This is a genomic window from Kandleria sp. (assembly GCF_017934775.1).
Taxonomy (GTDB): Bacteria; Bacillota_I; Bacilli_A; order Erysipelotrichales; family Coprobacillaceae; genus Kandleria; species Kandleria vitulina.
This window is the reverse complement of sequence record NZ_JAGBIX010000061.1, coordinates 1-25,995: the sequence shown is the minus strand read 5'-3', so window position 1 is coordinate 25,995 and position 25,995 is coordinate 1. Positions and strand designations below refer to the sequence as shown.

30 protein-coding genes, 1 rRNA gene and 2 riboswitches are annotated in these 25,995 nt (G+C 34.7%); of the genes, 9 read left to right on the top strand and 22 right to left on the bottom strand.

Translation table 11 applies throughout. From position 1 onward, the window contains the following. Positions 1–6: 6 nt before the first annotated feature. From J6L95_RS06460 to J6L95_RS06450, 3 genes are all read right to left on the bottom strand, one after another. The gene (locus tag J6L95_RS06460) at positions 7–3,195 is read right to left on the bottom strand and encodes an SNF2-related protein (protein ID WP_287458529.1); all 3,189 of its coding nucleotides are present in this window, start codon (positions 3,193–3,195) and stop codon (positions 7–9) included. A gap of 42 nt (positions 3,196–3,237) precedes the next feature. Next, a complete protein-coding gene (locus J6L95_RS06455; RefSeq protein WP_287458528.1) occupies positions 3,238–4,347 on the bottom strand; it encodes a GGDEF domain-containing protein in 1,110 nt (369 codons plus the stop codon). A 50-nt stretch (positions 4,348–4,397) separates the two neighbouring features. Next, positions 4,398–4,473, bottom strand: a riboswitch (cyclic di-GMP riboswitch). 68 nt (positions 4,474–4,541) lie between these two features. Then, complete coding sequence (locus J6L95_RS06450; protein WP_029070878.1) at positions 4,542–5,720, bottom strand: phosphoribosylaminoimidazolecarboxamide formyltransferase; 1,179 nt, start codon at positions 5,718–5,720, stop codon at positions 4,542–4,544. A gap of 44 nt (positions 5,721–5,764) precedes the next feature. Next, a riboswitch (ZMP/ZTP riboswitch) is annotated at positions 5,765–5,843 on the bottom strand. A 156-nt stretch (positions 5,844–5,999) separates the two neighbouring features. Between J6L95_RS06450 and J6L95_RS06445 the strand changes: the two genes are divergently transcribed. Genes J6L95_RS06445 through J6L95_RS06415 form a run of 8 tightly spaced genes read left to right on the top strand, consistent with a single transcriptional unit; the run spans position 6,000 to position 9,628 of the window. Next, complete coding sequence (locus J6L95_RS06445) at positions 6,000–6,179, top strand: hypothetical protein (RefSeq protein ID WP_287458527.1); 180 nt, start codon at positions 6,000–6,002, stop codon at positions 6,177–6,179. A gap of 22 nt (positions 6,180–6,201) precedes the next feature. Continuing rightward, entirely contained in the window at positions 6,202–7,035 is an 834-nt protein-coding gene (locus J6L95_RS06440) for a type II secretion system F family protein (RefSeq protein WP_287458526.1), read from the top strand. Beyond that, positions 7,035–7,331: a hypothetical protein gene (locus J6L95_RS06435; protein ID WP_029072912.1), complete on the top strand. Its 297-nt coding sequence runs from the start codon at positions 7,035–7,037 to the stop codon at positions 7,329–7,331. The genes J6L95_RS06440 and J6L95_RS06435 overlap by 1 nt, the downstream gene beginning before the upstream one ends. A 15-nt stretch (positions 7,332–7,346) precedes the next feature. Beyond that, a complete protein-coding gene (locus tag J6L95_RS06430) occupies positions 7,347–7,811 on the top strand; it encodes a DUF4860 domain-containing protein (RefSeq protein WP_029070880.1) in 465 nt (154 codons plus the stop codon). Further along, entirely contained in the window at positions 7,808–8,200 is a 393-nt protein-coding gene (locus J6L95_RS06425; protein WP_029070881.1) for a hypothetical protein, read from the top strand. Before J6L95_RS06430 ends, J6L95_RS06425 begins: the two co-directional genes overlap by 4 nt. Then, positions 8,197–8,697 (top strand): hypothetical protein, encoded by a 501-nt coding sequence (locus J6L95_RS06420; RefSeq protein ID WP_029070882.1) that lies wholly within the window; start codon positions 8,197–8,199, stop codon positions 8,695–8,697. The genes J6L95_RS06425 and J6L95_RS06420 overlap by 4 nt, the downstream gene beginning before the upstream one ends. Beyond that, complete coding sequence (locus J6L95_RS10910) at positions 8,697–9,011, top strand: hypothetical protein (RefSeq protein WP_502711012.1); 315 nt, start codon at positions 8,697–8,699, stop codon at positions 9,009–9,011. Before J6L95_RS06420 ends, J6L95_RS10910 begins: the two co-directional genes overlap by 1 nt. Beyond that, positions 9,008–9,628: a type IV pilus twitching motility protein PilT gene (locus tag J6L95_RS06415; RefSeq protein WP_502711011.1), complete on the top strand. Its 621-nt coding sequence runs from the start codon at positions 9,008–9,010 to the stop codon at positions 9,626–9,628. The genes J6L95_RS10910 and J6L95_RS06415 overlap by 4 nt, the downstream gene beginning before the upstream one ends. A 23-nt stretch (positions 9,629–9,651) precedes the next feature. Here J6L95_RS06415 and mgtE read toward each other — a convergent pair whose 3' ends face one another. From mgtE to J6L95_RS06325, 18 genes are all read right to left on the bottom strand, one after another. Then, positions 9,652–10,998: a magnesium transporter gene (gene mgtE / locus J6L95_RS06410; RefSeq protein ID WP_287458525.1), complete on the bottom strand. Its 1,347-nt coding sequence runs from the start codon at positions 10,996–10,998 to the stop codon at positions 9,652–9,654. Between the two features lie 77 nt (positions 10,999–11,075). After that, the gene (locus J6L95_RS06405; RefSeq protein WP_287458524.1) at positions 11,076–12,233 is read right to left on the bottom strand and encodes a cation diffusion facilitator family transporter; all 1,158 of its coding nucleotides are present in this window, start codon (positions 12,231–12,233) and stop codon (positions 11,076–11,078) included. A gap of 39 nt (positions 12,234–12,272) precedes the next feature. Then, positions 12,273–12,626, bottom strand: a complete 354-nt coding sequence (locus J6L95_RS06400) for a hypothetical protein (protein WP_287458523.1) — start codon at positions 12,624–12,626, stop codon at positions 12,273–12,275. Positions 12,627–12,667: 41 nt separating this feature from the next. Then, complete coding sequence (locus J6L95_RS06395; protein ID WP_287458522.1) at positions 12,668–13,453, bottom strand: histidinol-phosphatase HisJ family protein; 786 nt, start codon at positions 13,451–13,453, stop codon at positions 12,668–12,670. A gap of 9 nt (positions 13,454–13,462) precedes the next feature. After that, a complete protein-coding gene (locus J6L95_RS06390) occupies positions 13,463–13,720 on the bottom strand; it encodes a hypothetical protein (protein WP_029071245.1) in 258 nt (85 codons plus the stop codon). A 147-nt stretch (positions 13,721–13,867) separates the two neighbouring features. Then, positions 13,868–14,542: an NAD(P)H-dependent oxidoreductase gene (locus J6L95_RS06385; RefSeq protein WP_287458521.1), complete on the bottom strand. Its 675-nt coding sequence runs from the start codon at positions 14,540–14,542 to the stop codon at positions 13,868–13,870. Positions 14,543–14,856: 314 nt separating this feature from the next. Continuing rightward, positions 14,857–16,110: a GHKL domain-containing protein gene (locus J6L95_RS06380; RefSeq protein ID WP_287458520.1), complete on the bottom strand. Its 1,254-nt coding sequence runs from the start codon at positions 16,108–16,110 to the stop codon at positions 14,857–14,859. Between the two features lie 2 nt (positions 16,111–16,112). Continuing rightward, on the bottom strand, positions 16,113–16,811 hold the full coding sequence (locus J6L95_RS06375; RefSeq protein ID WP_287458519.1) for a LytR/AlgR family response regulator transcription factor: 699 nt from the start codon (positions 16,809–16,811) through the stop codon (positions 16,113–16,115). 121 nt (positions 16,812–16,932) lie between these two features. Further along, the gene (gene hisIE / locus J6L95_RS06370) at positions 16,933–17,574 is read right to left on the bottom strand and encodes a bifunctional phosphoribosyl-AMP cyclohydrolase/phosphoribosyl-ATP diphosphatase HisIE (RefSeq protein ID WP_029071241.1); all 642 of its coding nucleotides are present in this window, start codon (positions 17,572–17,574) and stop codon (positions 16,933–16,935) included. Further along, positions 17,558–18,337, bottom strand: a complete 780-nt coding sequence (hisF, locus tag J6L95_RS06365; RefSeq protein ID WP_029073024.1) for an imidazole glycerol phosphate synthase subunit HisF — start codon at positions 18,335–18,337, stop codon at positions 17,558–17,560. The genes hisIE and hisF overlap by 17 nt, the downstream gene beginning before the upstream one ends. Continuing rightward, complete coding sequence (gene hisA / locus J6L95_RS06360; protein ID WP_029073025.1) at positions 18,327–19,046, bottom strand: 1-(5-phosphoribosyl)-5-[(5-phosphoribosylamino)methylideneamino]imidazole-4-carboxamide isomerase; 720 nt, start codon at positions 19,044–19,046, stop codon at positions 18,327–18,329. Before hisA ends, hisF begins: the two co-directional genes overlap by 11 nt. Continuing rightward, the gene (hisH, locus tag J6L95_RS06355; RefSeq protein WP_287458518.1) at positions 19,024–19,650 is read right to left on the bottom strand and encodes an imidazole glycerol phosphate synthase subunit HisH; all 627 of its coding nucleotides are present in this window, start codon (positions 19,648–19,650) and stop codon (positions 19,024–19,026) included. The genes hisA and hisH overlap by 23 nt, the downstream gene beginning before the upstream one ends. Beyond that, the gene (gene hisB / locus J6L95_RS06350) at positions 19,650–20,237 is read right to left on the bottom strand and encodes an imidazoleglycerol-phosphate dehydratase HisB (RefSeq protein WP_029071237.1); all 588 of its coding nucleotides are present in this window, start codon (positions 20,235–20,237) and stop codon (positions 19,650–19,652) included. Before hisB ends, hisH begins: the two co-directional genes overlap by 1 nt. Further along, positions 20,234–21,535 (bottom strand): histidinol dehydrogenase, encoded by a 1,302-nt coding sequence (gene hisD / locus J6L95_RS06345; protein ID WP_287458517.1) that lies wholly within the window; start codon positions 21,533–21,535, stop codon positions 20,234–20,236. The genes hisB and hisD overlap by 4 nt, the downstream gene beginning before the upstream one ends. Positions 21,536–21,540: 5 nt before the next feature. Further along, entirely contained in the window at positions 21,541–22,161 is a 621-nt protein-coding gene (hisG, locus tag J6L95_RS06340; protein WP_029071235.1) for an ATP phosphoribosyltransferase, read from the bottom strand. Next, the gene (locus J6L95_RS06335) at positions 22,154–23,119 is read right to left on the bottom strand and encodes an ATP phosphoribosyltransferase regulatory subunit (RefSeq protein ID WP_287458516.1); all 966 of its coding nucleotides are present in this window, start codon (positions 23,117–23,119) and stop codon (positions 22,154–22,156) included. Before J6L95_RS06335 ends, hisG begins: the two co-directional genes overlap by 8 nt. 230 nt (positions 23,120–23,349) lie before the next feature. Beyond that, positions 23,350–24,282, bottom strand: a complete 933-nt coding sequence (locus tag J6L95_RS06330; RefSeq protein ID WP_287458515.1) for an AEC family transporter — start codon at positions 24,280–24,282, stop codon at positions 23,350–23,352. A 69-nt stretch (positions 24,283–24,351) separates the two neighbouring features. Next, positions 24,352–24,777 (bottom strand): hypothetical protein, encoded by a 426-nt coding sequence (locus tag J6L95_RS06325; protein ID WP_029071232.1) that lies wholly within the window; start codon positions 24,775–24,777, stop codon positions 24,352–24,354. Positions 24,778–24,880: 103 nt separating this feature from the next. Between J6L95_RS06325 and J6L95_RS06320 the strand changes: the two genes are divergently transcribed. Continuing rightward, complete coding sequence (locus tag J6L95_RS06320; protein WP_029073029.1) at positions 24,881–25,597, top strand: MIP/aquaporin family protein; 717 nt, start codon at positions 24,881–24,883, stop codon at positions 25,595–25,597. A gap of 296 nt (positions 25,598–25,893) precedes the next feature. On the opposite strand, the gene rrf is transcribed toward J6L95_RS06320, so the two are convergent. Next, positions 25,894–25,995: ribosomal RNA gene (gene rrf / locus J6L95_RS06315) — 5S ribosomal RNA — on the bottom strand; the annotation flags it as partial.

Below are 25,995 nucleotides of genomic sequence, written 5' to 3'. Positions count from 1 at the left end.
CGTTTTTTATTGGAATAAACTCATAATTTCTTCATTTGTCATATTAGTGATATGTCCTTCGTTTCCTTCAACGAAGGTATCAGCCAATTCTTTCTTCTTTTCTTGAATGACCTGAATCTTTTCTTCAATGGAATCAGACATAATGAGCTTATAGACAAACACTTTATTTTCCTGACCTATACGATGCGCACGATCGGTTGCCTGCATCTGAGCAGACATGTTCCACCATGGGTCAAAATGAATAACCCCTTCTGCTGCCGTAAGATTAAGACCAGTTCCACCGGCTTTTAAGGAAATCAAGAATACTGTGCTATCATCGTGCTGGAAAGCATCCACATATTCTTTTCGTTTATTTTTAAGAGTATTTCCAGTGATCATATGATATGAAATATGTCTTTTCTTCAACTCTGTTTCAATGAGTGTCAACACACTAGAAAATGAAGAGAAGATCAATAGTTTCTTATTGTTTTCATAGTAATTATCCACAATATCCATGCAGGCTTCCATCTTGGAAGACTGTTTCTTTATATTCTCAAACAGCATTCTTGGTTCACAGCAGATCTGTCTTAACTTTGTAAGTAAGGCTAAGATCTGAATACGATCATTTGTCCCTGAAAGACTGCGCAATTCTTCATTAGCCTGAGCTAAATGTGCAAGATAAAGTTTCTTTTCTTCTTTATTGAATTCAATATGAATAGACTTCTCTACTTTATCTGGAAGCTCTTTTAAGACGATAGCTTTCGTTCTTCTTAAAACAAAAGGAGAAATCATTTCTTTTAGTTCCTTGAGTTTCTCTTCATCATGATCTTTTACAATCGGTGATTCATACTGCTGACGGAAATAATGATAATTAAAGAGATAATCTTTTTCTAAGAAATCAAATATTGACCAAAGTTCAGCTAATGAATTTTCAATTGGTGTTCCTGTCAATGCGAACTTATGCGTACCATGAAGCAATTTAACAGACTTGGCATTCTTTGTATTCTGATTCTTAATATACTGTGCTTCATCTAAGATGATAAAATCAAATGTCATATCATCATAGCACTGTGCATCTCTTCGCATATAATCATAGGATGTCACTAAAGTCTGGTACTGTTTTGCTTCCTTGATAATAGCATGTCTTTCACTTGCATTCCCCATTACTGCCTTGACTTTACGCGTTGGTGCAAACTTCTGGAATTCATCAATCCAGTTCAATACCAATGAAGAAGGACATACCACAATGGAAAAACTATCAGACTGACTTTCTAATAAGGCAATCATCTGTAAAGTCTTTCCTAGCCCCATATCATCCGCTAAAATACCGCCAAACTGCAGTTCACACATGGTAGAAAGCCACTGGTAACCTTCTTTTTGATAATCTCTTAAGATATGATCATAAGGCTTCGCTATTTCATAATGTTTAGCCTTATAATCACTTAATCGTTCAATGATATGATGGAAACTTTCTGAACGATCAATCTTGATATGTTCCATATTATTCATGGATGCATTTAAGGCGAAAGCACGATTAAGATTCATATCTACATGACCATCCACAATTTCATTTGAAGATATGTGATACTGGTTCATGACGTTAGAAAGTTCTTCAAGTTCATCAGATTCAATATGAATCAATGAACCATCCTTTAATTTATGATACTTCTTCTTTTTAGAATAGCTCTTTAATATTGAAGCAATCTCATCTTTTGGGATATCTAATGAATCAAAATCAATATTTAATAATCCTTCAGATACACTTACCCCAATCTTGATCTCAAACTTACTTTTACGATTGATCTTCTTTAAATTCTCAGAAACATAAATATCCGCGTATTGTGCAAGAATTGGCAAGCCTTCACTTAAGAAATCAATCGACTTATCTCTATATGTATCATAGAAATAAGTGCCCTTGGCTTCATCAGGATCATATTTCTCCATAAATCGTGTAATCATATCCATATGAGGAGAACGTGGTTTTTCAGGATGATCTAACACATTGATTTCATCATCACCATAAACCCCCATAACCTGGAAATAGGCTTCTTCCTCTTCATTAATATCACCGTAGATCTTAATACGATCTTCTGTCTTGCTAAAGTCATCCAACAACAATCCTGTAATATCTACATAAGACTTGATAGGCTGAAGAACATACTGATAGAAGGCGCTCATTTCATCTTTAGGAACATAGAGCATTCTATTATTATCTCTTAAATGATTGATAAGCTTAAGGACCATTCCCCCTTGATCAAAGGTAAACTTGATCACATTATCAGAAAGAATAAATCCCATTGTCTTTCCTACATCCATGCCATTATCATTAGTAAATTTAACAATATAATCATATTCATCTTCACTTATTGATAATGCCGGTCTAAACTCAGAAGATACAATTCTTCCATTAAAATATTGAGAAGGCAATGATTCAATAAGCTTGATCAGATCTTCCATCTCATTATTCGCAATAGATGTTTTATCATATGTAGGAGTATGTGCTGTCCCCTTCAAGAAAGCATAGATTCTTTTTGAATATTCATCCAAGTCATCTACCTGATGACGCCATGAGAAATTCTTTCCATATTTCTTGAAAGTATGGTTTTCCATGTTCGTGATGAAATCATAATGATTCTGAATCAGATACATTGAATCTCTACCTACACGAAAACGGAAGGAATTAGCATAGCTGTTTTTTCTATAATCAATATGAATATGAACAGGTTCAACTTTTGTTTCAAAAGTTGACAGCATATCATCCCTGAATAGCTGTGTTAAATCAATAGCCGCTTTTTCACGACTGCGTCTTTGTTGCTCTTGAATAAACTGCTTATATTCTAAAGCACGCTGTCTTTCTTCTTCCTCTCTCTTCTTTTTCAGCTTGCCGTAATCTACTGAATAAGTAAAAGGAAATTCTCTTGGAGAAAGCTCCTGCACTGCTAATAATACTGCACCAATATGGGCGCAGGCTGTATATTCATCCGAGAAGATACAATCACATGATGTCCACGCTATCTTAGATTGTGGTGTAACTTCAATGCGTGGTGAATAAATCATGCCATTGGCACTCACCTGTCCAGTAATATAATACCCATTCTTATCTTGAGTAATATGTACCCTAATGACAGATCCATTTTCATAAAACTTATGTGCCAGCATTCTATTTCTCGCTCTAGAAATAACACGCTCAAATTCAGAATCATTGATAAATAACATAGCTTCACCTCTTTTAACATTCCTATATTATATCATATAATTCTATTCAACATTATAATATGAAGCAAAATAACTTCCTTTATTAGTATTCTTGACATGATAAAGATTCATATCCGCCTGCTTTAACATAGCTCTAAAATCATCTTCAGAAGATACAATCCCTCTTACTGCTCCAAGACTGCCGGTTGGTATATCATCAACACCGGGAACTCTAAACTGCTTTACACATTTAAAATAATGTTCTTTACTCGCAGTAATCTCCTCTTCACTTTGTTCAGTGACAATAAGCAGCTCATCACCACCAAAACGATAGCATCTCTCTTCACCAAAAATACCTACTAATATACGTCCATATTCCTTTACTACAAGGTCACCAATATCATGACCGTAGGTATCATTGTAAACTTTGAAATTATCAATATCACCGATGATCACAGTTATTTCTTTTCCAATATAGCCATTCATATCAAGTTTCAAGGCATATCTATTTTGAAGGTTCGTTAACGCATCCGTTCTAGAAATTCTTGAAAGCATTTCTTTTTGTTTTTGTGAATCAAAATCTTTTTTAATGTAGAAGTACATAAAATAAAAATGAATTGAAGAGACAATCCAAACCGTTACTAAAAATATTGCTAAAGAGACTTTACTATAATGAAGAAAATACTGGTCTATAAAATGAGATATCCAGAAAAACGACATTATTGATAAAGTACCAGAAAAAACTGGTGAAATAGTAAACACAAGGAGTGTCCACACCAATGAAGAATAAAATGATGAAAAATAATCACCCATTGGGAATAATAAAAACGTATAAAATACCCCATAGAAAAGCTGCATACATATAAATCCTGTAATCAAAATACGTGAAACAATCGTTGTGTATCTTGTTTCCTTATCACTCAATAAAAAGAAAAGTACATAAATAATTATAAATAAAAGCACTGCAGCATCTAATATACGTGCTTCCCATAGATGATATAAACGATTCTTGAATACAAGAAAAGTAAAAAGATGATAAATAATAAAACATAGATCAATTGACAATACAGGAATCATTGTCAACATATTCTTTTTTGCTAAACGATTATATATTTTTCTATCTTTCATAAATGTATATCGGCCTTTAATGGCCGTACGTAAAAAATTTAACATAATAACTCCTAAAAAAAAGCATTGTGCGGACACAATGCTACTGAAAGTATTTTTGCAGCTGGCAACCAGTTTAAAGGCCCTATAGCTTTGCGTCATGAATTTTCATTCATTTTGCCTATAAATTTGTTATCTATGGAATACTAACATACAAATTGCAAAAAGTAAATAAAAGACTACCGAAGCAGCCTTTTTTATTAATGATGGAATAATCTTAAATGAGTAAAGGCAAGAACCATATCATAGCGATCAGCAGTTTCGATAACATGATCATCTCTGATTGATCCTCCTGCTTCACCTACATACTTAACGCCACTCTTATGTGCTCTTTCAATATTGTCACCGAATGGGAAGAATGCGTCTGAGCCAAGTACAACATCAGTGTTGCCAGCTAACCATTCTTTCTTTTCTTCTCTTGTTAATGGTTCAGGTCTAACTTTGAATGTATTCTGCCATACATCATCACCTAATACATCTTCATAATCATCTGATAAATAGATATCAATTGCATTATCACGATCAGCACGTCTAATACCATCAACAAACTGTAAATCAAGAACTCTTGGATGCTGACGTAAATACCACTTATCAGCTTTATCTCCTGCTAATCTTGTACAGTGAATTCTAGACTGCTGTCCAGCACCGATACCGATAGCCTGACCGTTCTTTACATAACATACTGAGTTTGACTGAGTATACTTTAATGTAATCATTGATAAGATCAAATCATTCATGATATGATCTGGAATTTCTTTATTCTTGCTGACGATTTCATTAAATAATGCAGGTGTGATCTTAGCATCATTTCTACCCTGTTCAAAAGTAATACCGAATACCTGTTTTCTTTCAATTGGTTCAGGTTTATAATCTGGATCAATTTTTAATACGCAATAGTTACCACGTTTTTTCTTCTTAAGAATTTCTAAGGCTTCTTCTGTATAGCCTGGTGCAATGATACCATCACTGACTTCAATACGAATAAGATCTGCAGTTACTGCATCCACAACATCACTCATTGCACAGAAATCACCGTATGAGCTCATACGATCGCTTCCTCTTGCTTTAATGTAAGCATTAGCTAATGGTGTTAATTCTTCAGGTGATTTTTTAACAAAGTACATTTTTCTTTCAACTTCAGTCAAAGGTGTACCTAGTGCTACACCAGCTGGTGATACATGCTTAAAGCTTGCAGCACATGGAATATTGATTGCTTCTTTTAATTCCTTAACAAGCTGCCAGCTGTTTAAGGCATCCAATAAATTAATATAACCAGGTTTTCCATTTACAACTTCAATTGGAAGTTCCCCTGCTTCACAATAAACCTTTGCAGGTTTCTGATTAGGATTGCAGCCATACTTTAGTTCTAATTCTTTCATCTTTTTTCCTCCACATTAATCAAAAAGAGCCCACTCATCCAGGCATCTTTTGCCCAGACGGTCGGCTCTTTAAAATTATACTTCATGTGGTCTATTCCACTTCCGTCAGTCGTATAACTACTAATATACTACTGAAGTTTTTAAAAAAATGCAAGCAATTATTATCTTTGTTTTTTTTCTTCAATATAAAATCAAAGAAGTCACAAGATTGTGTTATAGAATGTCAAAATATAGTATAATATAGAAAACATAAGAGTTTATGGAAAGGATGTGTTTATTATGAAAAAGAATAAGCTCAGCAATATCGAGATTGCCGAGTTTACAAACCAGTTATCACTTACATTGCATGCGGGTATTTCTATCTTTGAAGGAATCTCCATCATGCGTGATGACATCAATGGAACCAATCACTTTATTCATTCTATCTATAAAGATATGGATAATTGGGAAATCTTTTAGTGAAGCATTACAGAATACGGAAATGTTTCCTGATTATACCATCAGCATGATTAATATTGGTGAAGAGACGGGTCGACTAGAAGAAATTCTTGCTCGTCTATCAAAACATTATCAAAGACTACATGAAAATAATGAAAACATTAATGCGGCATTGTCTTATCCAATGATCATGATTGCCATGATGGCCGTTGTTGTCATTGTCCTTATTACTCAGGTTCTTCCTATTTTCAATCATGTTTTCCAAAGTCTAGGAACCTCTATCAACGCTTTCTCATTATTTGTACTGACATTAGGAAAAACGTTAGCTCGCTATTCTTGGGTCTTCATCGTATTGCTGTTCCTTCTTGTAGGATACGTAGTCTATGTGAAGAACTCAGAAAAAGGGAAATTAAAACTCTATCGCTTCTTGACTCATTTCCCACCGACAAGAGATCTTCTTATGAAGATGGCTCTTTCTCACTTTACAAGTGGTCTAGCAATTGCCTTAAGTAGCGGTATGACAATTGAAGAATCTATTGATCTTTCAAAAGAACTTGTTAAAAATCATGAACTATTAAGTTTACGTATTAATAAAGCACAGGATATCATGAAAGAAAAAGATATTGTCTCAGCGTTAACTGAAACACGCATTCTTTCTGGTATGTATGCTCGTTTTATTAAGATTGGCTATAGAACAGGCGGAATGGAAACGATCTTTGATAACATTGCAACAAGATATGAGAATGAAACAAACGATCGTATCAGTCGCTTGATTGGTATCATCGAACCTTCATTGGTTGCCATTTTATCCATTATTACAGGAATCATTCTTTTAAGTGTCATGTTGCCACTTATCGGAATTATGAGTAGCCTTTAATGAAACTCTTAAAAAGACATCTTATTTCCATATTGATCTTTCTTACTGCTCTTCTCCTTATGTTAGCAGGTATACGGACGATGAACGTATCGACAAGAAAAGATCAATATAATAGCCTAGAAAAGGCTATCAATACTACCATTCTTGAATGCTATATACAGGAAGGTCACTATCCAGAAAACTTAAAGGAAATTGAAAATGAATATCATTTAACTTATGATCATTCACTCTTTAAGGTAACCTACAAGTTCATCAATGAAGATGACTATCCTGATGTACATATCACAATACTCTAGAAAGGAGGGCTTAGCATGCAAAGAAAATCGCACTCTATCGATATTGTCTTCGTACTTATACTATTCAGCGTATTCTCACTAAGCGCCCTTTCTATTGTCTATATTGGTGCTAATGTCTATGGCTCTTCAACTAAGACAACTGATAATATCAGAAACTTTGATTTGAGCATGAACTATGTTGTAGAGAAGGTAAAGATTCATAACAATGGATCAATTAATATCATCAAGAATAATGATAATGATATCTTAAAATACCAGCTTAACAACAAGAAAGACCATTATATGTTCTGTTATCAGGGTTTTCTTTGTGAATATAGCGCAGATCCCAATGAAGCATTTGATCCTCAAAAAGGAAAGCATGTGATTGAGATGGATAGAATGAGTTTATCTATGCATCGCTATCAGCTTAAAATCACCATGATCATCAAAGACCATAGTCGTGAATCCTTCATTAATCTTGTAAGGAGTGATTTAGAATGAGAATACATAATAAAAGCAGTCTTTTCCTCATGGAAATCATCTTTTCACTCTTATTCTTCTCTGTTGCCGGAAGTATCTGTGTACAGCTATTTATTAAAAGTCATATTATCAGCCAAGAAACAAAATATCTTTCTAATGCTAATATGATGGCTAATAATATAGCGGAAACATATCGTGCCCACACACTTACTGATCATTATCCTTATGATAAAGATAAGAATATTTACTTTGATAACAACTGGATTTTAACCAATAGCGATAATGCGGTCTTTGTTGCCCATCTTACTTTTTCAGACAATATGCTAAGAATTGAATTTATTCATGATGGTGACAGCATTCTAAGTCTTAAAGTAAGAGCCTATAATCAGAGGGTGGTGAATCGCTCATGAAAAAATATACAATGAATGTCGGGATTAGCTTCTTTCTGATTATATTCATCATATTATGTATAAGTACCTTCTCACTATTGTCAGCAGTCAGTGCTGTCAATACTAAAAAAGCAACTGAACTTTCAGTTACTCATCGTAGCTACTACTACACATTGACTAATAATGTACAAGATCGTCTAAAAGAAATTGATGATCAGCTTTATAGTTTCTATAAGAGCACTTCTTCTAAAAAGGACTATTTTAAAAAGCTTTCCTCTTTAAAGGGAGACTATGAAATTAACGACCATACCATTTCTTTTACGGATTCATATCGTGACTTAAAGATTTCTGTTAAACTGGAAGCCTTATATCCTGGCAATAAATTCTATAAGATCACAAAGTGGGCTATTGTTTCTACTAATACTCCTGATAATGCAGGTAAGATGAAAACACATTCTGATGACGATGATGACGGCAGTGAATCAGGTACAATTGAAATTTGGGGTGAGCAGAACTAATGGATTTAATTGAAATTTTAAAATATGCCAAAGCAAAGGATGCATCTGATATCTTCTTCATTGCCGGGCAGCCTATTACATTTAAAGTGTATAACGAGCTGATTCCACTAAATGATCAGAAACTGATGCCTGATGATACAGAAAGACTAATCAATACGATCTTCGAGATGTCTCACCGTGATAAAAAGAAATATCATGATATGGGTGATGATGATTTTTCATTCTCTGTCCCTGATGTTTCAAGATTTCGTGTGAGCACATACCGACAAAGAGGATCCATGGCAGCGGTAAATCTACGACACAGGCTTGTATGATTGATGCCATCAACAACAATTATGCAAAGCACATCATTACCTTGGAAGATCCGATTGAACATCTTCATTCACATAAAAAATCGATTGTGTCACAGCGTGAAATCACAATCGATAGCGCATCGTATATAAATGCACTCCGTGCCGCTTTAAGACAAGCGCCTGATGTTATATTACTTGGGGAAATGCGTGATTATGAAACAATCAAGACGGCCCTCATGGCCGCGGAGACCGGCCATACGGTTATCTCCACATTGCACACCATCGGTGCCGCAAAAACAATTGATCGTATCATTGATGTCTTTCCTGCCAACCAGCAGCGACAGATTGCTCTGCAGCTGTCACTGACCTTGGAAACAGTTATTTCTCAGCAGCTGATTCCAACAACTGACAATCGTCTTGTGCCTGTATTTGAAGTCATGAAAATCAATACAGCGATTCGCAATATGATTCGTGACAATAAGATTCATCAGATTGATGGTATCATCTCATCGAGTCCAGACTCTGAGATGATTTCAATGGATCAAAGTCTCTTGGCACTATACAAGCGTCAATTGATTACTAAAGAAACGGCTTTGATCTATGCATCCAATCCGGATATGCTTAGCAGAAAACTATAAAAGGAACACCGCTGTGTTCCTTTTTATTGTACCAATAATGGCAAGAATAATGTCGCTAGCCCAAGGAAGAATAAGAACCCTAGGCAGTCTGTTACAGTTGTTACAAAAACACCAGATGCTAATGCTGGGTCAATATGACACTTTCTTAATACCACTGGAACAAGGTAACCAGCAATGTTGGCTGCTACCATATTCAAAACCATCGCTAACGCTGCCACAAGACCGAACCATGGGTTATGAGCAAACCACCATGAGCCAAGTCCGACAAATATACCAATGGTAATTCCTGTAAGGAGTCCCACACCGACTTCCTTAAAGAAGATCTTTAAAGCATTATCTCTATCAATTTCTCCTAAAGAAAGACCACGAACAAGAATAGTCAATGACTGTGTTCCCGCATTGCCTCCCATTCCTGTTACGATGGACATGATGGATGCAAGAGAAACAACTTTCGCGATTGTTCCTGAGAATTTATCGACAACCGCTGCTGCCATAACCGCAGTCGCAAGATTGACAATAAGCCAAGGTACACGTGAAATATAGGATTCAATTAAAGTTGAATCTACACGTTCTTCACCTGACATACCTGCCATCAAGTTGATATCTTCGGTTGTTTCATCTTCAATAACGTCCATGATATCATCGATTTCAATGATACCAAGCATTCTGTTTTCATCATCTACAACAGGCATCATGATGAAGCTATACTTCATGAATGTTTTAGCAACATCTTCCTGATCTTCTAGATAATTGATTGTTTTCACATTTTCATTGGTAATATCTAGAATTGGTGTATCAAAAGATGATTCTACAATATCTCTTAATGAGACAACGCCCTTTAGAATTCCATCTTTGTCTACGACATATAAGTAATACTTAGGAAGATCTTCCAATGAGGCTGAATGAAGATAATTCAAAGTATCTAGAACAGTATTTTTAGCACGAATACTGATGTAATCAGTAGTCATCAGACCACCGGCAGTTTCTGGATCATATGTCAGAAGGTTTTCAATGGTCTGTTTATCGTCATGATCAAGGTTGGATAAAACCTGTGACTTTTCTTCTTCGTCTAATTCACCTACGATATCCGCAAGTTCATCATCACTCATCTCATCGAGGATTTCTCTTTGTCTATCTTTTAATAATGATGTAAGTAAAGTATACTGATCATCTTCATCATCCTCTTCTTCGATGATATCCGCAATCATATCATTAGGAAGCTTCGATAAGATCAGATCCGCATGATCAGGATGATCATGAATAATTTCAAGAATATCGGCCGGGTGTATACTATCAATCGCTTCTTCTATTTGTTCTTTATTACCTTTACGAAGTAATTCTTCAATATCCTTCAAAGTTAAATTGGACATGTATACACCTCCTTTATTTTCAACTTAATCATCTTAACATGCTCTATTTTTTTAAACAATACAATATCGTTTTGATTTTAATAGTAAGCGTAATCATAAGCGATAACACATTCATAAGCATCATCAATATGACTGATTTCCGTCTTTATTTTCTTATCAATCTCTTTTTCACTGCCATTATGGTCTGGCAAGAGAACATCAAATATCAATTTTGTATGTGTTCCTTTCACGATTCTGAAGTCGTGAATTGAGTAGCGTTCATCGATTTTGGCGATGATCTGTTCTACTTGATCTTTTAATCTATTGGTAAGAGGATCATGAAGCTGAATAGGGTCCATATGAATTGTGGTAAATATCTGGAATTTTTCAGATATATCTTTTTCAATACTGTCAATAAGGTCATGTGCTTCTAGCATGTCTGATTCACTATCTATTTCTAGATGTACAATAAGATAACGACGTCCTGGTCCATAGTCGTGGATCATCATATCATGTACACCATAGATGCCATCATAATTCATCAATGTTTTAGTGATAGCCTTGATTTCTTCTTTATCTGGTACTTTTCCTAATAAGTTATCGATCATATCACGAAGGATATCCCAACCTGATTTCATGACAAACAATGAAAGTAGGACACCGATAAGACCATCTAATGGAAATGTGGTAAAACATGAGCCTACCAATGCGACCATTGAACCAAATGTAGTGATAACATCATTAAGACTGTCTCTTCCTGTAGCTAAAAGTGTCTCTGAAGAGATGATATGTCCTGCTTTTGTATTAAAAGTATACATCCAAAGTTTAATCATGATGGATACGCATAAGGCAATCAATGCGGGAATGGAGAAGTTTAATTTAACTGGATTGATAATTTTCAATGAAGATTCGATAAGACAAGTTGCACCTACATAAATAATCAATGCAGAAATAAATAGTCCCGTCAGATATTCATAACGACCATGTCCGTATGGATGATGGGCATCTGGTTTTTTTCCGGATAACTTAAAACCAGTCAATGAGGCAATATTCGATGCCGCATCGGACAAGTTGTTATATCCATCCGCAATGATAGCTGATGAATGCACAAATGTACCAAAAACTAATTTAAAAGCGACACAAATAAAATTGGCTATGATAGAAAGAACAGAACAAAGTACTCCGTACTTTTCTCTTATTTCTACCATTGATAATTGATCTTCTTTTATAAATATTCTTGATAATAATGTAAACATTTTTATCCCCCCTTTAAAAAAAGTACACGAGTGCGTGTACTAAAAAATGCTGACAATTTTTCTTAAATAAATATTCTTTCCATCTCTAACAATAAGCTTTTCATCTTCCATTTCGCTAAGATAGCCGGCAATCTTTTCACGATCTACGGCCTTGTTGGCAAGAACTTTCAAGCTTTCTACTATTGCTGGTGAATCATCTTTAATAAAGGCAAGATTCTTTTTGTCATACTGTGCATGTTTAATCATGACATTTAGACAAGCGACATAAGCCCACTTTACTTCGAGTCTTACAAGTTTATACTGCATTCCATCAAAGAGTTCAGCAGGTACATAATATTGTGTCGTTGTAGCCTTTTTGATTTCGTATAGACTTTCTTTATCAAATAATTCCATTGTATCAATTCCTTTCTAATGAATATTATAGCATCTAAGCGTTAATCTTTCACTCTTTTTGTAAACGTCGTTACATCTTGAAAACCAAGTTCTTCATAATGTCTGATTACATCATCCACATGTTCTCCAACACGTTCACTTGTATGTGCATCTGTTCCAACAGTAATGATTTCTCCTCCTAACTCCTTATATCTTTTAATAATATCAAAGCTAGGGAAACCACATGTCTTTCTTAATTTATATCCACTTGTATTGACTTCAATACCTTTACCTTTTTTAATAAGTGTCTTTAATATTTCATCAATAGTATCTGTGTATTGATCATAATCAATAGAACGATCTTCATATGGACCGTATCTTTCAATATAATCAAGGTGTCCTAAGACATCAAAGCAATCAAATGTCTTAACACATCTTAAAGTCTCTTCAAAAAACTCACGATGGGCTTCTTCTTTGCTTTTATTCTTAAAGAAATCTCCATAATAGAATTCAGTATGTCTAATGACATGAATGGATCCAATAACAAAATCATAAGGTGAACTCTTAATAAAATCATTGATTTCATCATAATGATCACAATCAAGACCAATCTCTACACCAATCTTAACTGTAATTTGTGACTGGTATTCTTCTTTTAACTTTGATAATTCTTTAAAGTAAGCATCTGTATCTAGTTCAAAGGTATCAATAGGATAATCAAAATCACGATGATCTGTAAAACAGATTTCATCCAATCCTTTCTTGATAGCCATTTTAATATGTTCACGTGGAGACGCTTCGCTGTCTCCAGAAAATGCAGTATGCATATGATAATCTATATGTCTCATCTTAATCTCCTAATAACATCTCTCTGTCTCTTCAATGATGATACGTAATTTCTTATTTTTACGATCTGCTTTTTTTATTCGCTTAATGAACATATCATCAAAGATCATATTAGAAGAATATAGAAAGATAATATTCATATTTTTGACATGAAGAAGTAAATGGTAGAAGGCTTCTAGATCATTAACATCACATACCAATAGGTCATTGATAGTATCAAAAAATGCATCCTTGTTTTCTATAAATCTGAAATCGATGTATATATCCATAATCATCACCGATTTCATTATAGCACAAAGATGCATTTTCTTTCGTCAATTACACTATTTATTCCTTTTGATTTCTCCTTCAATAATACATCCAAAGAGAATTGCTACTAAAATCAATATTAAGATCATTATTTATCCCCCCAGACATTATTTCAAGTCATGTTCTTTAATATATTGAGCCAAAGAGTCATAAGGCAAAAACTCTTTCCAGCGTTCTTGCTTATTTGTTATTACATTATGTTTCATTTCAGTTAAAACCAATCTTTTTACATATGTAAAAAGTTTTTCTTGTCTGATTGTAAATGTACATACATTATCCTCAATCCTTTTCATCATTGTATCAATCTGTGAGAATAGACAATCTAGATCATAATCAATATCACTGCTCATTGTATAATGCTCATGACTGCCAATAACTTCTGCTCCAAATGATTTAAAGAGTTCACAGAAGTATTCTGAAAGCTCCTTAGCACCATGAGTGGAAGCATAATTGAAAATAATGACTTTCTTTCTGATCAATGGAAATTCATGCATTCTATATGATACATTATCAAATTCTATTTTAAGTGCTCCTGGCATTTGTTTTAAATAAACAGGGCAAAGCAGAATGATGCCGTCGGCCTTCATCAGTTTCTGTTCAAAAAGAGAAGGGCCTTTTTCACAGGCATCCATATCCGCATCATAGCGTGATATTTGTGCGTGGGACTGATCAAATATATCTACAGTACAATCTTTATCTTTTAAATACTCTGTTACCTGACCAAGAAAATAATCGTCCATGCCATTTTTTCTTGGACTCCCTTTTATTATAAGTATATTCATTCCACACATTCCCCTTCCTACTTTGCTAATTACACTATAATTGCAAGTGAAAGATTTCTCTATGATTATTAGATGAGTGGTCTTTTTTTTCTCTTAGTGGTCATCAGCTGACAAAAAAAGGGGCCTGATTATTTCTAATCAGGCAAGGGTAACAAATAAAAATATAAAAAAGAATTTAATTATAGATTATCTTTTACCATAGATTAAACGCCAAATTTCTCTAAGCAAAGTATAAACCATAAATACGTCCTCCTTTATCCTATTTCATTGTAGCATCAGGGATAAAAAAGTCGTATTAAAAGTCGACGAACGGTCTATTTTATAGACGAACGGTTTCTTAAGCGTACATCGGTGATAAATTCCCCTTCTTTTACATCAAAACTATAGACACCATCATATTTTTTTACAATCTTCTCAATGTTCTTTAAACCAAATCCATGATGTCTTTTATTCTTGCTGGTAGTCATATGACAATCATCTTCAACACAGCTGTTCTTCATGACAATATAAATAAACAGATTTTCTTCAATGAAGTTAACTTCCACATGGCCATGTTCCTGCTTCTTTAATGATTCAGCTGCATTCTTGATCATATTGGAGACTAGAACTGTAAGATCTAGTTCTTCAATGGATAGATCATCGGATAAGAACCCTTTAATCTTTATTTGATGATTATCTGTTAACGGTAAGAAGTAGTAGTTTAATATCGTGTTAACAATATCATTTCCTACATCATAATTACGTGTAGAAATAGCGTTTATTTCTGATGTCATCTGATCAATGAATACACGTAATTGATCATATTCATGATTATTAAGATAATTCTTCATAACCAAAAGTTCAGAGATAAGATCATGTCTAAACTGACGGGTATCCTGCTCTTTTAATAAAAGCTGATCAAAATAATCTTTTTGTTGATGATTATAAGTATCTAACAAACTGTTCTTAAACTTCTCACTTTCAATTTCTCTAAAAGTTGCTAACAGTATTGCCAGACACATCATGATGGTCACACCAGCGGCAGTAGTCACTACAAATCCTCTGATGAAATCTTCATGATTCAATAAATCAGAAAGCAAGAATGTATAGTAGCTATAGGCTACAATTAATCCTACTGAGACAATGGTTGTAAGAACCAGTACTTTTGTTGGCATTTCATGGAAATCCTGAGGAATACGTACACCGGAGAGTCCTAAAAGCATTTCCGCAAAAATAATGACACATAAGGTAATTAAATCATTATTAATAAATGTTGCTCCGATGATATAATCCACTCCAAATATGACTGTATTTTCAAGCAATGAGACAATGAGTACAGAATAAATTAAAGAAACAATAGTTTCTCTTCTTTCCATATCGAATATCAGCCGCATAAAAATAAGAGCTACGAGCGTTGCAGATATTGAAGAATAATAAGGATCATAGAATAATGCGATCACGATAACCAATATTACAATCACTTCAATGATCTTTGACCACTTAATCTGACGATATTCCTTCTTATAGATCATCCTAAACAATACAAAATATTCTAATAATGTAAGCAGGAATTTTAATGCGATTTTCATAGTTATATTTTTCCTCTTAACTCAAAGTTCATGATAGCCTTCATCATTCCCTTCTTCTTTCTTCTAGAAATAGGAATCTCTTTTCCTGATATCGTGATGATACAATCATCCTGTAGATCTCTTATTTTGCTGATGTTTACCACATAACTACGATGACAGCTCATAAATAGTTCTTTATCCAGAGTTTCTTCCATCTTTTTAAGAGGACAGTTACAATCGTAAGTCTCTTGTTTACAGACAATTTCTACATAGTCCTTTACAGCTTTTATATACTCGATATCTTTCTCAAAGATCTTATATTTTCTTCCCTTCTTAGAAACCACATGTGTTGTATAGCCAATAATCTGACTCTTGGCATACTGAATAGCTTCTACAAGTTCATCTTTATCAATAGGTTTAGTGACAAAACGGCTAGCCCCTATCATAAAGGCTTCCTTGAATCGTTCACGTTTACTTGAAATCATTATGATCAATGGTTCAATGCCATTGTTTTTTAGTCTCTTGGCTGTTTCTATTCCATCAAGAACACCCATATCTATATCTAAAAGTAAGATGGAGAACATTTCTTTATATTGGAGAAGTGATTCTCCATCATAAACAGATACAAATTCAAAGACATCATCATACTCGCTTAACATCTCTTTGATTGTACTATGAATAACTGGATCATCATCACAGATCATCACTCTATTTTTATTCATATGTTTTCCCCCTTACTACATAATACTTTATCATTTTACTATATAAAATGATATAAATCTATCACCAAACATCCCTTGCTACCATATGGCATAAAAAATCTGATGCATTGCATCAGATCCTTTAGTATTCTCCTCTAGTATGGAAAACTTTCTTATTGCCAGAAATTTTATGTCTTTCTTTCAATAGTTTTTCAACATCTTCGACTTTAACACCACGATTAGCCATAAGTACCATCACATGATAATATAAGTCTCCAATTTCACCAATTAAATCTTCTTTGCTGTCGTTTTTAGCAGCAATAACTGTTTCAGTAGCTTCTTCTCCAACCTTCTTGCAGATTTTATCTACACCTTCATTTAGAAGATAATTTGTATAAGACTTCTCTACAGGATGTTCAATACGATCCATGATTGTCCCATAAAGGGCATCTGCAAGAGAACTGTTATCATATGGAATAATGTCATCAAAGAAACATGAATAATGTCCTGTATGACATGCAGCACCTGTCTGTGTTACATAAATTAACAATGTATCCTGATCACAGTCAAGAGACATTCCTTCAATATGCTGGAAATGTCCTGATGTTTCTCCTTTATGCCACAATTCCTGTCTGCTTCTTGAATAGAAGTATGTTTCATGTGTTTTTAACATCATGTCATATGCTTCTTCATTTACATAAGCAAGCATCAATACCTGCTTAGTCTTAACATCCTGCACGATAGCAGGAATCAATCCATTCATCTTATTAAAGTCCGGTTTCATGATTTCTCCTTACTGGAATGCTATACTTTTCGCATTCATCTTTTACTTCATCAATTGTTGCTTCTTTATAATGGAACAAGCTTGCAGCTAGTGCTGCATCACAGTTTGTTTCTTTAAAGACTTTTGCCATATCTTCCTTACCGCCGCATCCCCCGCTGGCAATGACAGGAATGCTGACAACATTCATAACAGCTTTTAACATATCAATATCAAAGCCATCTCTTGTACCATCTGCATCCATGCTTGTAAGCAGAATTTCTCCCGCACCGAGTTCTTCACATTTCTTGACCCATTCAATTAAATCTACACCGGTATTGACTCTTCCCCCAGCCACATAGACATCATATCCTGTGTCATCTTCACGTTTTTTTGCATCGATCGCAACGACAACACACTGCACGCCAAATTCATCAGCAGCTTCTTTTATAAGCTGTGGATTCTTAATAGCTGCAGAGTTGACAGAGACCTTATCTGCTCCACTCGATAAAATCATACGGAAATCTTCGATTGTACGAATACCTCCACCTACACATAAAGGAATAGACAGCTCAGAAGCTGCTCGTTCAATCAAGTCTCTGATAATGCCTCGATCTTCATATGTTGCAGTGATATCCAAGAATACGACTTCGTCAGCCGACTGACGATCGTATTCTTTAGCTAATTCAACAGGGTCTCCTACATCCTTTAGACCAACAAAGTTGACACCTTTTACTACTTTTCCATCTTTAATATCAAGACAAGGAATAATACGTTTAGCCAACATGTGCAATCACCTCACCGAGATTAACAGTGCCTTCATAGAATGCTTTTCCGACAATGCAGGCATAATATCCTCTTCTAGAAGCTTCAAGGATATCTTCATTATCCTTAACCCCACCTGATACAACAAAATCCATATTAGAATTATTCTTGATTGTTTCATATAAATCAAATGAAGGACCTTTTAAAGTACCATCCTTAGAAATATCTGTACAGACAATCGTTTTCACACCGATTTCTTCTAGCTGATGAATAAAATCAAGATAATAGATATCAGATGTTTCTAGCCATCCTGAAGTAGAAACATAGCCATCCTTGACATCCACTCCTACGACAATACGACTGGCATCATATTTTTTAAGACACTCTTTTACAAACTGAGGATCTTTTAATGCGGCGGTACCAAGAATGACACGATCAATACCTACTTCACTTAAATAGTAATCCACTGTTTCAATATTACGGATTCCTCCTCCTAATTCGATAGGCATAGAAACAGTTTCACGAATCTTCTTGATAACTTCCTGATTCTTTGCAGCAGCATCTTTTGCACCATCTAAGTCTACAAGATGAAGATATTTAGCCCCCATCTTCTCAAATTCTTTTGCTAATTTATGTGGATGATATGAATATACTGTCTTTTGTTCATAATCACCTTTATAAAGACGAACGGCTTCTCCATCTTTTAAATCAATTGCTGGTATCACTAACATCTTCTATCAGCTCCTTAAATGCTTTTAATATCTTCTTCCCAACTTCTCCACTCTTTTCTGGATGGAATTGACATCCCCATACATTTCCTTTACCTACAAGAGCAGGAATTTTTGATCCGCCGTATTCTACATAACAGATCAGTTCTTCATCTGGGCAAACAGCCCCAAATGAATGTACAAAATAAACGTAATCTTTCTCTTTAATATGTGAAAGAAGCGGATGGTTCTGATTAAAAATCAGCTCATTCCATCCCATATGAGGAATCTTGGCATTAACCTGTAATTTCTGTACCGATCCTTCTAGAAAACCTAATCCATTGCATTCTTCAACTTCATAGCCCTTCTTGAAAAGAACCTGCATGCCAAGACATATTCCCATAATGGGAATATTCTTCTCTTTCGCCTGTGAAAGAACATCAATGAGGCCATATTCTTCTAAATGACTCATCGCTACTGGAAAAGTACCTACACCAGGAAGAACAATTCCCTGGGCTTTCAATATCAATTCAGGATCCCTTGTTACAACTGTCTCCATTCCTTGTCTTTTAAAAGCATTAGAGACTGAAGCAAGGTTCCCTACATTATAATCAATAACTGCAATCATTAAAGAACCCCCTTGCTAGAAGAGACTTCATCTTTAAACTCTTCATCAATAGAAACAGCTTTTCTTAATGCTCTTCCTGTTGCCTTGAACATCGCTTCAATAATATGGTGTGTATTACGTCCATAATGTTCATTGATATGTAAAGTCATCAATGAATTATAAGCAAAGGCTCTAAAGAACTCTTCTGTCATTTCTGTTTCATAATTGCCAAGCACTGCTGTTGGCAATTCAGCATTATAGACAAGATAGCTTCTTCCACTTAAATCAAGATCTACAGTAACAAGTGCTTCATCCATCGGAATCGTAAAGCTGCCATAGCGTACGATTCCTCTTTTTTCACCTAAAGCATTCTTAAGTGCTATTCCTAAGGCAATGCCAATATCTTCAACAGTATGATGTGAATCTACCTGAAGATCACCTTCACATTTAAGAGAAAGATCCATTCGTGCATGGAATGCCAATAATGTCAGCATGTGATCTAAAAATCCTACACCGGTATCAATATTGGCATCACCTTTCCCATCAAGATTCAAACTTAATTGAATCTTAGTTTCTTTTGTTTCTCTATTGATACTATACTCTCTCATAAATCCTCCTCGAATCTTACTCTCACGCTATTAGCATGAGCATCCAATCCTTCAAGATGTGCAAATTTCTGTACGTCATCCTTAAATGTTTCCAAAACCTGTTTTGGATAATAAGAGAATGCAGAATGTTTAACAAAATCATATACACCTAAAGCAGAATAGAACTTAGCAGTTCCTCCTGTAGGCAAGACATGGTTTGTACCTGACATATAATCACCTAATGGTTCTGGAGTATATTCTCCTAAGAAAATTGATCCTGCATTCTTGATATATGGCAACATGTCTACTGGATGGTCTACAAGAACTTCAAGATGTTCAGGAGCTAATGCATTAGATACATCAAAGGCTGTTTTGATATCATCTACGATTACTGCTCCACCATAATTTGTAAGTGATTCTTCAATAATTTCTCGTCTAGGTAAAGTGACAATCTGTTTCTTTAATTCTACGTCCACTTCTTTTGCTAAAGCTTCTGAAGTCGTAATTAAAGTGGCACTTGCTAATTTATCATGTTCAGCCTGACTCATTAAGTCTGCGGCAATATAGCGTGGATTTGCTTTTTCATCTGCGATGATCAAGATTTCTGAAGGACCAGCAACCATATCAATATCCACAACGCCATAGCACTGTTTCTTAGCTGTAGCTACAAAAATATTTCCAGGGCCGACAATCTTATCTGCCTTAGGGATAGAAGCTGTTCCATAAGCTGCCCCAGCAACCCCTTGTGCGCCTCCGACCTTATAGATTGTCTTGATTCCAGCTACATGAGCTGCTGCTAAGATTACATCAGCAACCTTACCATCACCTTTTACTGGTGTGATAATATACATATTCTCTACTCCTGCCAACTGTGCTGGAATAGCATTCATCATAACTGTTGAAGGATAGGCTGCAGTTCCTCCTGGAACATATAATGCAACTGTTTCAATCCCTCTCACGATGGATCCCATAATAACGCCATCTTTCTTATAAAGACTCCAAGAGTTTTCTACCTGATGCTTATGATATTCAGTAAGCTGTTCTTTTGTACGCTCTAAAATACGAACAAAATCTTCTCCCACTCTTTCAAGTGCTTCTTCTTTTTCTTTTTCTGTTACGATAAGATCATTTCTGCTTTGAATATGATAACCATCAAATTGAGCACAGTACTTTGTAATAGCCTGATCACCGTTTCCTTTAACATCCTTTACAATCTTTGCAACGGCCTGCTCAACTTCCTGTGAGATATCTTCTTTACGGGTATGGAGCTTTTCTTCTAATTCCTTGTATTCTCCATTATATTTCACAATCTTCAGCATACCTCTTAAGCCCCCTTCTTTAATGCTTCCATCAACTTAAAAATCTCTTCTTTCTTATATTTCAAAGAAACCTTGTTGACAATCATACGTGTAGAAATATCTGCAATCTTCTCAATAACTTCTAGACCATTAGCTTTAAGTGTAGATCCTGTTTCAACGATATCTACAATTGCATCAGATAATCCTACAACTGGTCCAAGTTCTACTGAACCTTCTAACTTGATAATTTCTACATCTTCCTTTTTAGATGCAAAATAAGATTTTGCAACTTTAGTATACTTAGAAGAAATACGTTTTCTTCTATGGAAAGTCTTAGTTCTATATTCAGGATAAGCTGCTACCGCAAAATAGCACTTCCCGATATCTAAATCCATTAATTCATAATAATCATCAAAGTCCGCTTCCATCAACGTATCTTTTCCAACAAACCCAACATCTACGATGCCATGTTCAAGAAAGGTAAGGACATCATTTGCTTTCGCAAATATCATCTGGATGCCATCCTTCGTCTCTATAAGTAATTCTCTATCTTTATTGATAATAGGATCCATATCGAATCCCTGCTTCGATAACATCTTAACAACCTGTTTCTCGATACGTCCCTTAGTGATCGCAATCTTAATCATTAGTTTCCCCTTCTTTCTCATAAGCATTCAATAATGTGTTGATATGGTAAGAAAAACCAATCGCTGGTGAATAAGTATCAAAATTATTCATTAAGCGATCATATCTTCCCCCTGAAAGAATAGGATATTCACTGTATCTTGAATAAACTTTCATCATTACACCAGTATAGTACGACTGATTTGGTACCATACATAAATCAAACATCACATCTTCTTTCTTATCACATGAAAGATAAAGTTCTTCTAATGAAGTAATCGCATCTAACAGCTGTTTATCTTTTACTTTCACCTTAAATGCTTTTAAGTCATCAATACTACCAAAAGAAGAAGGAAGATTAATTAACATTTCTTTTAAATCTTCATCCAAGTCCTTTTCTTCTACAAATCTCTTCATTTCAGAAATAGCTTTCTTCTCAAGAATTTCAGATAGTTCTTCATCTTGTACAAGTTCCATAAGTCTTAAATAGAATGAGGCATTTCCTAATTCAAGCTTAAGATCTTTCATATTAATAACATCCATAGTTTCTTCAATTAAAGAAAGACATTCCTGATCCCCCTCTTCACCAGGCTTACCAATCAATTCAATTCCTGCCTGATAAAGTTCAGAACTTCTTCCCTTATGACGTTCCTGCATTCTAAATACTTCTCCAAAGTAACAATAACGTCTTACTTCATCAGTATTTTCATTATGATAAAGTCTAGCGATAGGAACAGTAAAGTCTGCTCTTAATGCAATACGTTTACCATCTCTATTCATAAACTGGAACATACTTTCTTCTTTCTGGTGTCTTGTAGTCTTAAATAGATCTACATATTCAAACATTGGCAAGATTAATTCTTTATATTGATGTCTAGTAAACACATCTCTTAAATTGCCTTCGACTTCTCTTAATTTCTCAACATCCATCGAAACGACAATGCCACTTTCTTCTGGTATAAGGTATTTAAATTCTTCCATAAACTCCTCCTATAAAAAAAGCAGGTCCTAATGACCCGCTTCTTGAATCATTAGATACAGCCAAGTATGCGAAAATGGGCTGTATCGTAACGATATAACCCTATGTCATTGCATGATGATGGTGATGCTTATTTCCATTATAAAGTTTTGTATTGATTTTTTCTAATTTCATAAGTATCACCTCGATTTTTTTACATAATAACACAAAGCAAAAAGAAATAAAAGGTTTTTTATGCGAAATAAAGATAGATCAGAATGATTGTTGGCATGGTTAAGATACACAAAAGAATAGAGAGCGCATTAATAATAGATGCTTCAAATGGCTTATTATGATAAAGCTGTGCGAACTGTGTCACTGTGGATGCACTTGGTGCAGCTGCAGCCAATAGTACAATCATTAAGATGTCTTTTCCTTGTGGCAATAAGGTATGTAGTCTTAACACTAAGAACAGTGCAAGAACCATAAGTGGTAAAATAATCAGCCTTATTAAAACAATAAGATATGCTCTGATGTTGGCAAAAACATCTTTCCATGACACTTTACTTAATAACATTCCTACTACAAACATAGAAAGAGGTCCCATCATGGCTCCCATACTAGACATGGCACTACTTATTGGCACAGGTAGCTTAATATTCAATAAGAATAGACTCATTCCCAAGATAATAGCGAGAATGTTTATATTACCGATAATCTTCTTAAAAACAAAACTCTTTTCATTTTTTATAAGTGAAAGACAATGTGTCCATACCAAGGCAATCTGTACCATCATATAAGCACTACAATAGAAAACCATTTTTTCACTCATAGTTAAAGTAACAAGAGGAATAATCAGATTGCCAGCATTAGAATAGATCAAAGATGCTTTTTCTACATTGCAGAAATGAAATACTTTACTTAAAAGCTCTGTCATTACGATATAGAGAACATGTATGCCTATGGAAGCAACAACTGCCAATAGAAAGCCATTAACTTTATCCTGAGTCAACTCAAGCTGAAAAGATTTAATGATAGCACAAGGTCCACACACATAAAGTACGATCATTGAAAAAAGATTACAGTCCTTTAATGTACATATTTCCTTCTTGATCATAATGAATCCTACTGCAATCATAATAAACATCGCACCAATCTGAGAAGCAAGCGATAATGCCATATCCATATATTTCACCTCGAATAAATTATATCAAAACGAAGAAAAAGGATGGGGAGTTTCCCCATCCTGAAAATATTATCTATGTTTTTTGTTTTTCTTCTTATCAGTTCTATACTTATCGCGCATAGCTTTTGCAGCACGCATGAAATCTTCACTGTTCATGACGTAAGTATAAATATTCTTTCCATTATTCTGTGTCTTGTCTCTTAATACAATCTCAACCTTATGCTTATCTACAGCACGGAATTTGGCGATATTATTGTAAGAGATTGTCTTAGTCCACATGGCAATACCAAACCACTTATAATAACTGATTTCATCTTCTCTCAATTCAACATTATAGCTCATGAATATGCCAAACATTCCTAAAGCTCCAATGATGAACCCCATTGTCATCTGTGAGTATGACCCCTTGACTCCTAGGTAAAAAGAAATAAGTACTAATATACCAACAAGGACACTCATCTCAATAACACATCTAAATTCTTTAAACTTTTTCATAATAAAATTCCTTTCCCCATAATATAAATAGTATATCATATTGTGGATTCATTGACAAAAATCGATTCAAAATGTAAAATTTCAAAATGAAGGAGGTTTAAGTATGAAAAACTTAAATAAGTATGTTTCAGAATGTTTAGGAACCTTTTTTCTAGTATTCATCGGCACAGGTGCTGCGATACTATTTGGAGGAGCTAAAGGAGGACTTTCAAGCATTATTGGAATTTCACTTGCGTTTGGATTATCCATTGTAGTTGTATACTACACAATTGGAAGAATCTCAGGCGGTCATGTGAATCCTGCTGTTTCTTTAGCGATGTACTTTGATGGAAGATTGGAATTAAAAGACTTACCTTGTTACATCTTAGCACAGGTTATTGGTGCTTTTGCAGGAACAGGTGTCTTATTTGCGATGATCAAAAATATTCCTTCAGTTACTATTTCATCCATTGGATTGGGACAAAATGGATATGGTGCTGAATCGGCTCTTAACTTAGCGTTATCAGGAGCAATCATCACAGAAGTTGTTTTAACTTTTATTTTTGTATTTGTCGTACTTGCATCAACAGTAAAAGATGAGTATAACGCAAATGGTGGATTTATCATCGGTGGTGCGTTAACTGCAGTACATATGATTGGTATTTTCTTCACAGGTACTTCCGTAAACCCTGCTCGTTCATTATCACCAGCTGTTGTTTATTCACTAGCAACTGGCAAAACTGCTGCAATCAGTCAGGTATGGGTATTTATCTTAGCTCCATTAGCTGGCGCATTATTTGCGGTTATTGTATGGAAATTAATTAATAGTGAAAAAGCTTAAATTAAAAGAACTCGCACGCGAGTTCTTTTTTATGCACATATACTGTGATTAGTGTTATATAGTTCACAGTATATGTGAGTTATATTTTCTGTTCACATATTGTGTGAATAGGATTTTTACATTCACATAAGCTGTGAATATAATTCGTTCTTTCACATTAACTGTGAAATACGTTTTCTTATTCATAGGTGCTGTGATTACTGATCTCAGTTTCATGCCAGCCAGTGATTATTAATGCTCTATTCACATTAACTGTGAAAAGGCAAAAAAAAAGGAGTCCCCTTGGGGACCGGACAGACTGGCAGCGTGCTGTTTTTGCCGTTTCCGACTATCGTCGCCGCTGCGATGCTTAACTTCCGTGTTCGGCATGGGTACGGGTGTGTCCATCGCGCCATCGC

Bases quoted from the DNA above. Each gene is read 5' to 3' on its own strand.
- J6L95_RS06460 (WP_287458529.1), bottom strand. From the start codon at position 3,195: ATGTTATTTATCAATGATTCTGAATTTGAGCGTGTTATTTCTAGAGCG.
- J6L95_RS06455 (WP_287458528.1), bottom strand. From the start codon at position 4,347: ATGTTAAATTTTTTACGTACGGCCATTAAAGGCCGATATACATTTATG.
- J6L95_RS06450 (WP_029070878.1), bottom strand. From the start codon at position 5,720: ATGAAAGAATTAGAACTAAAGTATGGCTGCAATCCTAATCAGAAACCT.
- J6L95_RS06445 (WP_287458527.1), top strand. From the start codon at position 6,000: ATGAAAAAGAATAAGCTCAGCAATATCGAGATTGCCGAGTTTACAAAC.
- J6L95_RS06440 (WP_287458526.1), top strand. From the start codon at position 6,202: ATGTTTCCTGATTATACCATCAGCATGATTAATATTGGTGAAGAGACG.
- J6L95_RS06435 (WP_029072912.1), top strand. From the start codon at position 7,035: ATGAAACTCTTAAAAAGACATCTTATTTCCATATTGATCTTTCTTACT.
- J6L95_RS06430 (WP_029070880.1), top strand. From the start codon at position 7,347: ATGCAAAGAAAATCGCACTCTATCGATATTGTCTTCGTACTTATACTA.
- J6L95_RS06425 (WP_029070881.1), top strand. From the start codon at position 7,808: ATGAGAATACATAATAAAAGCAGTCTTTTCCTCATGGAAATCATCTTT.
- J6L95_RS06420 (WP_029070882.1), top strand. From the start codon at position 8,197: ATGAAAAAATATACAATGAATGTCGGGATTAGCTTCTTTCTGATTATA.
- J6L95_RS10910 (WP_502711012.1), top strand. From the start codon at position 8,697: ATGGATTTAATTGAAATTTTAAAATATGCCAAAGCAAAGGATGCATCT.
- J6L95_RS06415 (WP_502711011.1), top strand. From the start codon at position 9,008: ATGATTGATGCCATCAACAACAATTATGCAAAGCACATCATTACCTTG.
- mgtE (WP_287458525.1), bottom strand. From the start codon at position 10,998: ATGTCCAATTTAACTTTGAAGGATATTGAAGAATTACTTCGTAAAGGT.
- J6L95_RS06405 (WP_287458524.1), bottom strand. From the start codon at position 12,233: ATGTTTACATTATTATCAAGAATATTTATAAAAGAAGATCAATTATCA.
- J6L95_RS06400 (WP_287458523.1), bottom strand. From the start codon at position 12,626: ATGGAATTATTTGATAAAGAAAGTCTATACGAAATCAAAAAGGCTACA.
- J6L95_RS06395 (WP_287458522.1), bottom strand. From the start codon at position 13,453: ATGAGACATATAGATTATCATATGCATACTGCATTTTCTGGAGACAGC.
- J6L95_RS06390 (WP_029071245.1), bottom strand. From the start codon at position 13,720: ATGGATATATACATCGATTTCAGATTTATAGAAAACAAGGATGCATTT.
- J6L95_RS06385 (WP_287458521.1), bottom strand. From the start codon at position 14,542: ATGAATATACTTATAATAAAAGGGAGTCCAAGAAAAAATGGCATGGAC.
- J6L95_RS06380 (WP_287458520.1), bottom strand. From the start codon at position 16,110: ATGAAAATCGCATTAAAATTCCTGCTTACATTATTAGAATATTTTGTA.
- J6L95_RS06375 (WP_287458519.1), bottom strand. From the start codon at position 16,811: ATGAATAAAAATAGAGTGATGATCTGTGATGATGATCCAGTTATTCAT.
- hisIE (WP_029071241.1), bottom strand. From the start codon at position 17,574: ATGAAACCGGACTTTAATAAGATGAATGGATTGATTCCTGCTATCGTG.
- hisF (WP_029073024.1), bottom strand. From the start codon at position 18,337: ATGTTGGCTAAACGTATTATTCCTTGTCTTGATATTAAAGATGGAAAA.
- hisA (WP_029073025.1), bottom strand. From the start codon at position 19,046: ATGTTAGTGATACCAGCAATTGATTTAAAAGATGGAGAAGCCGTTCGT.
- hisH (WP_287458518.1), bottom strand. From the start codon at position 19,650: ATGATTGCAGTTATTGATTATAATGTAGGGAACCTTGCTTCAGTCTCT.
- hisB (WP_029071237.1), bottom strand. From the start codon at position 20,237: ATGAGAGAGTATAGTATCAATAGAGAAACAAAAGAAACTAAGATTCAA.
- hisD (WP_287458517.1), bottom strand. From the start codon at position 21,535: ATGCTGAAGATTGTGAAATATAATGGAGAATACAAGGAATTAGAAGAA.
- hisG (WP_029071235.1), bottom strand. From the start codon at position 22,161: ATGATTAAGATTGCGATCACTAAGGGACGTATCGAGAAACAGGTTGTT.
- J6L95_RS06335 (WP_287458516.1), bottom strand. From the start codon at position 23,119: ATGGAAGAATTTAAATACCTTATACCAGAAGAAAGTGGCATTGTCGTT.
- J6L95_RS06330 (WP_287458515.1), bottom strand. From the start codon at position 24,282: ATGGATATGGCATTATCGCTTGCTTCTCAGATTGGTGCGATGTTTATT.
- J6L95_RS06325 (WP_029071232.1), bottom strand. From the start codon at position 24,777: ATGAAAAAGTTTAAAGAATTTAGATGTGTTATTGAGATGAGTGTCCTT.
- J6L95_RS06320 (WP_029073029.1), top strand. From the start codon at position 24,881: ATGAAAAACTTAAATAAGTATGTTTCAGAATGTTTAGGAACCTTTTTT.